This window comes from Variovorax sp. 01T439_2, from assembly GCF_056398445.1.
The window spans coordinates 1-6,024 of record NZ_JBFTPJ010000301.1 but is presented as its reverse complement, the minus strand read 5'-3'; the positions used below and the strand labels follow the sequence as shown (position 1 = coordinate 6,024).

Sequence of the window (6,024 nt, the reverse complement as noted above, 5' to 3'; positions counted from 1 at the left end):
GTTGTACATGCCTCGCCAAGTGGCCTTGGCGATGACCTGCAGATGGCTGATGGCCCATCTTTCTCGCTCTTGCTCCTCGCGCTCGCCGATGGCCCGCTTATACGGCTCGTCCACGAACAGGTAGCGTCGTGTCGCGGGATCGAACCATACGCTGGGATGATCGGAATGCGGGATGCAGTTGCGCGAATTGCCGCTGGGATAGACGCGGCTGTAACTGGCGGAAGGCCGCAGTCGGGTGGCATCCATGAACTGGAAAACCCGGGCTGCAGCGCATGCGTGTTCACGAGCTTCCATTTGCCCGCTGCAGTAGTGCTTGCCTTCCAGATGGTCGGAGGCCATGGGCTGTAGGTCGTACAGTGAGCGGTTGTGGGCCAACTGTTGAGCCGTGATCAGCGATGTCCAGGCAGCCGAGAGCTGAATCGTGAGGGTCTCTCGGCCTCGCTCGCCGCTCTCCTTGTCCTTCCAGTAGAACGTAAGAAAAAGCGGATACAAGTCCGACCGCGCATCCGCCAACGGTGTTGCGGCGACATGAACTGCCAACATTCGCTGGGCGTGGGCATAGTTCTGGAAACGGGCAGTCTGGGCCGCGCTGTCGAGGGCCGCAGCGTGAGAGGCGCCGGTCGCGTGCTTGATCTGTCGGGCGAGGCTCTTGATGCCGCCAATCGATGAGGGGACAGGGGAATTCATGAACATGACAGTTCTCCACGGTCCACATCGAAACGTCACCCGCTACCGTCTCCACATGGACCTTGAGAAAAGGCATGTCAGGAGTTTGATGAATCGAAGGGCAATACTCTCGGAGCTTCGCTGCTGCGGGCGGCGTGCCTTTGCCAAAGGCGAAGCGGCATTATCTCGTTTTCCTTAGGGCTTCGCAAACGCACGCGAAACCGTCCAGCGACAGCCCGAAAAGCGTTCACGGCAAAACAAGCGGGGGGAGGCTGCCGGCGAGGGCCAAGATCAGATCCTCGATCAGGTGTGGGAACTCTAGCGAACCTCTGATCCACTGCGCAGGTCGTGCGCAGTGGGCCCGCCTTAAACCGTTACAGGCTTGTTAGCAGTGGCCTGCACGGGAATGTGGGCGCGTTCTTCCTTGATGCGGTTGGCGCTGTCCACGAACACCAGCTTGGGCTTGTAGCCCGCCACTTGGTCTTCGGGCACCAGGCCGAAGGCCGCGATGATGATCAAGTCGCCCACAGAGGCCCGGCGCGCGGCCGAGCCGTTGACCGAGATGATGCCGGTGCCSCGCTCGCCGCGGATCGCRTAGGTGACGAAGCGCTCGCCGTTGTTGATGTTCCAGATGTGGACCTGCTCGTTCTCGGCCAGGTTGGCGGCATCCAGCAGGTCTTCGTCGATGGCGCAGGAGCCTTCGTAGTGCAGTTCGCAGTCGGTGACGGCCACGCGATGGATCTTGGACTTGAGCAGGGTGCGGAACATGGAACGGACTCTTTCTCTCTACGAAAAGGTGGATCAGTCTGGCGTCCATCGATGAACACACCAGGATGAAGGGCGCCGCAGGCGCGGTGAGCGAAGGATAGTCGAGCCGCCGGTGGCGTCCGCGCTCGCAGCCTCCATCCTTGCGATCTCCGGCCCTTCAGGCCTGCGCGCTGCGCTTGCCGAGAGGCAGGGAGGATGGTGGATGGGGTTGGCTTGCTGTCCCTCTCATCGTTGCACGCCGTTCTCGCCGTCAAGGTCTGCGCGCAATGGCATTGCGCTTGCGTCCTGGCGGCCGTCTTCGAACCCTGACAGCTGCGCTGCGGCGTGCCGGTTTCGGTCTCKGGCAATCCCGCCCGATTCACGGAGCCGACTATGTCGCACGATCTCTTCTCCTCCCTCGTTTCCTTCGAGTTCTCCGCCTCTGTTCCTCTTCTCGTTCGCGATGTCGCGGGCGAATACCGTCCGGCCAAGGCCGATGAGGTGCTGCTTGCGGCGCAGCGGCTGCTGGCAAGGCGGGTGCGTGGCAGCGACGCGCTGTCTTCGCCTGAGCTGGTGCGGGACTCCTGTGTCTGCGGCATGGAGCGCTGGAGTGCGAGGTGTTCGCTGTTGTGCATCTGGATGTGCAGTGCCGAGTGCTGGACTATGTGGAGATGTTCCGAGGCACGGTTGCACAGAGTTCGGTGTATCCACGTGAGGTGGTCAAGGACGCACTGGCGCGCAACAGTACAGCGCTTCTGCTGGTGCATGGCCATCCCTCGGGATCGGCAAAGCCGTCGCTGGCTGACGAAGCGCTCACGCAGACCCTCAAGTCGGCCCTGTCCCTCGTGGACGTGCGGGTGCTGGATCACCTGATCATCGGTGGCTGCGATATCTACTCGATGGCCGAGCATGGGTTGATGTAGCAAAGGGGGCTTCGGCCCCTTTTGTATTTTCCACTCGCATGCGCGCTGCGCGCGTGCTTCTGGCCGGCGGCCGGTGCCGGCCGATTCCCTCGATTTCATTTCTCCGGTGGCGGCACCCGCCACCTGCGCGCCGCTGTCTGCGGCTTGCCTGGCCTCTGCGTGCGCTCCCCCCGTCAAGGGCCGCTGCGGCGCCCGTGTCCTCGGCTTCGCCTGCGGGCCGCGCCAGCGCCTTCGCTGTTCTCCCTTGACGGCGCACCCGCGCCGGCCCCAGCCGGCCTGTATGGCCGCGAAAGGGCTTCGCGGCCCCTGCGGAGCCCAACACCCAAGGAGAGCGCCTATGCACAGACCCACACCCTGAATCCAGTTTCGGTTTTTGTTTTCCCAGTTTTGTTTTCCAACGTCCCGACATGGGACAGGAGTTCGATCATGAATACTGTTGATGCGTCAGAAGTTTCCGCCCTTGAAGCAGCCGTACCTGCGCAGAACATGCTGTTGGTGCCGCTTTCGCGGCTGCGCCCGCGCCCGTCCAAGCGCAACGTGCGCCGCAAGGCGCGCACGTCGATTGCTGCGCTGGCTGCAAGCATCCGGCGTCTGGGCCTTCTGCAAAACCTCACCGTGATTCCTTGCGGCGATGACGGTGACTTCGAGGTCGTCGCCGGTGGGCGCCGCCTCGCGGCCCTGAAGCTGCTCGCCAAGAAGCGGCGCATCCCAGAGGATTGGTCGGTGCCTTGCATGCTGGTGGCCGACACGCTGGCGCGCACGGCGAGCCTCACCGAGAACGTGCAGAGGGAGGCCATGGGACCGGTCGAAGAACTGCTCGCATGGAAGGCCCTTGTGGCCGAAGGCCGCTCGGTGGAGGCCATCGCGGCGGACTTCGGCGTGATGCCGTTGGTGGTCAGACGCCGGCTGCGGCTCGCCAACGTCTCGCCGCGCCTGCTGGCGGACTATCAGACCGGCGCTGCGACCCTCGAACAGTTGATGGCGCTCGCCATCACCGACGACCACGCGGCGCAGGAGGCCGCGTTCTACGACAGCCCCGCATGGCAGCGCAGCCCCGAGGCGCTGCGTGATCATCTGACCCATGAAGAGATCGATGCCAGCCGCGATGCGCTGGCCCGTTTCGTCGGACTGGAAACCTACGAGGCCGCAGGAGGTGGTGTGCGGCGCGACCTGTTCTCGGACGAAGAGCAGGGAGGCTATCTCACCGATGCCGGATTGCTGGACACGCTCGCGCGTCACAAGCTCGCCGATGTTGTCGAGCAGGTTCAGCTGGAGGGCTGGGGGTGGGTGGAGGTCGCGCCGCGCGCCACGGCTGCCGAGCTGCACGTGTTCCAGCGGGTACGGCGCACGCGCCGCGACCCGAGCAGGGCCGAGGCCAAGCGCATTGCCAAGCTTGAAGGAAAACAGAACGAGCTACAGGACCGTCTCGATGACGAGGATGCGGAACTGAGCGAGGACGGCGTGCAGGCTCTGCAGGAGGAGCTGAACCGGCTCGGCAACGAGCTGGAAGCCATCGAGCAGACCCTGACGGTTTATCCGCCCAGTGCGGTGGAAATGGCGGGTGTCGTGGTGTCCGTGGACCACATGGGCGGCGTGGTGGTGCACCGTGGGCTGCTGCGCGAGGAACAGGCCAAGACGTTACGGGCGCAAGAGCGGCAGAAGGCCGGTGCGGCAGGCGTGGAGCGCAATGGTTACGGCGGCGATGCTGATGAGTCGGTCAAGTCCGGTATCTCGGAGAAGCTGGCGAAGCGGTTGAGCGCGCATCGCACAGCCGCCTTGCAGGCCGAGGTCGCCCGGCATCCGCAGGTGGCATTGGTGGCTGTCGTGCATCGGCTCGCGCTGCGCGTGGTCTTCGACAGCTACGGTTCGGGTGGTTCTCCCGTCGACATCATCGCCACCCCGCAGGATGGGCTGACGCAGCATGCCCCGGATGTGGGGGGCTCGCCTGCGGCGGTGGGCATGGGCAAGGTCCGCGAGGCATGGGCGGGCCGCTTGCCGAAAGAGCCCAAAGCTCTCTTTGCCGAACTGCTGGCCCTGCCGCAAGGCGAGCTGCTGTCGTTGCTGGCGGTGTGCGTGGCTTCCACCGTCAGCGTGCTGGCATCCCGCGAGGACGAGGTGCCTGCCGCCGGGTTGGCCGAGGCCGTGAGCCTCGACATGCATGACTGGTGGGCGCCGACCGCCGAAGGCTACTTCGCGCATGTCTCCAAGGCGAAGGCGCTGGAGGCGGTGCTGGCCTTCGCACCCGATCACGTGACCCGGCTGTCCAAGCTCAAGAAGGCCGAGATTGCGAGCGAGGCCGAAAGGCTCGCGGCCGGGACCGGGTGGCTGCCGGTGATGTTCAGGGGCAAGGCAGAACCGAGCCCTGAGACGCCAATATCGTCTGGAATCGACGCGGTGCTGGAAGCGGATGAAGCCGCTGCCGAGGCCGAAGAGCGCGAGGGGCTGGCGGCAGTCGCCTAAGCATGAGGCCCCGGCCGGAGGCCGGGGCCTTGGATGCGCGAGAAAAAACGCGCGCGGCAAGTATGCCGCGCGCGTTTTCGTTTGCGATGAGGGTGGGGACGATGGACGCGCCGTGGCGGCGTTGCGTGTCCCAAGCAATCGGAATTTCCTGCGCCGTGGTACGCCCCGCCATGCCCCGTTAGGTTGGCTTCGCCGACACATCGCGTGAGCATCGTGAGAGTTCCAGTCCAGGGGCGTACGCATCTGTCTCTGATCTTGAAAACACAGCGATGTCACCTCTCACATTCTCATGAACCAGCAAGGCGTCAGCGAAATCTGTTTTGAAGAAACCTATGCGGTGTCGCATGACCAGACGGCACGGTCTTTGTTCGCGAGACTGCCGCATGGCCGCGAATACGCGCAAACGTTGATCGAATGTCTGGCGACCGGGTACCTGGTTGCGGTGGTCGAGTCCATCTGCGTCCGCGAAATGCAGATGCATATCGACGCGATGATGGAGGTGGTCGTAGGGCGCACTGTGCATATCGAGCATCTCGGCCCCATTCCACCGACGACACGGCTGCGACTGCGGGGATGGGTCGAGGGTCTCGGCGAGCGCAGTGCGACATTCCGTGTCCAGGCCTATGACGACCACGAGCTCGTACTCGACGGGACCGTCACGCTGGTGGCGGCGCATCGGGCCAGCATCGAGTCGCGTATCGCCACGAAGGTCGATGCGCTTGAGGCGGCCCGCGGCGGTGGACAACAGGGCTGACGGCCGGGAACGACGGGTCATCCCGCGTCACGGTTCAGGCTCTTTCCGTAGATATCTGACTTTCTTCCATGCCGCTGATGCCGATCACGTCTGCCGCCTCGACGCTGTGGGACGTTCCGGCGGCGCTTTCCTGGTCAGCCGGCATGGACCTGGACTGCGTCCGGGGCCTGCCGGAGAGCCGTTGCTGCGGTACCGGTGCCTGGGCCATGCATCCTTTCGGATCAGGTGCACGCCCACGGCCTTGTATTTGTCGTGAATCCTGGCGCGGGCACGGCGGCGCTTCTCTTCGTTGCGCTTCGCCTCGGGCTTCCTCGCCGCAACCGTACGGCCCGACAAATTTCCCCGACCTGCGGTCTTCCTCGCGAGGCAAATTTGTCGGGCCTTCCGGTCCTCCACTCGCGTTGCGGCCTTCGGTGCGACGCGCCCGGACCCGCACCGTCCGGATCACGCCAAGGCCGCGATGGGCGCGGACCT

The 6,024-nt window shown here is 64.5% G+C and carries 5 protein-coding genes; 3 read left to right on the top strand and 2 right to left on the bottom strand.

The window, feature by feature from the left end; genetic code table 11:
* The coding region (locus AC1DOC_RS15715) for a hypothetical protein (RefSeq protein ID WP_478130052.1) at nt 1-693 on the bottom strand (693 nt) is incomplete at its 3' end.
* A 339-nt stretch (nt 694-1,032) separates the two neighbouring features.
* Nucleotides 1,033-1,434, bottom strand: a complete 402-nt coding sequence (panD, locus tag AC1DOC_RS15710; protein ID WP_012747202.1) for an aspartate 1-decarboxylase — start codon at nt 1,432-1,434, stop codon at nt 1,033-1,035.
* Nucleotides 1,435-2,030: 596 nt separating this feature from the next.
* Here panD and AC1DOC_RS15705 point away from each other — a divergent pair.
* The 3 genes from AC1DOC_RS15705 (at nt 2,031) to AC1DOC_RS15695 (ending at nt 5,550) form a co-directional block, all read left to right on the top strand.
* A complete protein-coding gene (locus tag AC1DOC_RS15705; RefSeq protein WP_478079934.1) occupies nt 2,031-2,336 on the top strand; it encodes a JAB domain-containing protein in 306 nt (101 codons plus the stop codon).
* Nucleotides 2,337-2,762: 426 nt separating this feature from the next.
* A complete protein-coding gene (locus AC1DOC_RS15700; RefSeq protein ID WP_012747203.1) occupies nt 2,763-4,796 on the top strand; it encodes a ParB/RepB/Spo0J family partition protein in 2,034 nt (677 codons plus the stop codon).
* Between the two features lie 289 nt (nt 4,797-5,085).
* Nucleotides 5,086-5,550, top strand: coding sequence for a thioesterase, FlK family (locus tag AC1DOC_RS15695; protein ID WP_012747204.1), 465 nt, complete (start codon nt 5,086-5,088; stop codon nt 5,548-5,550).
* Nucleotides 5,551-6,024 lie beyond the last annotated feature (474 nt).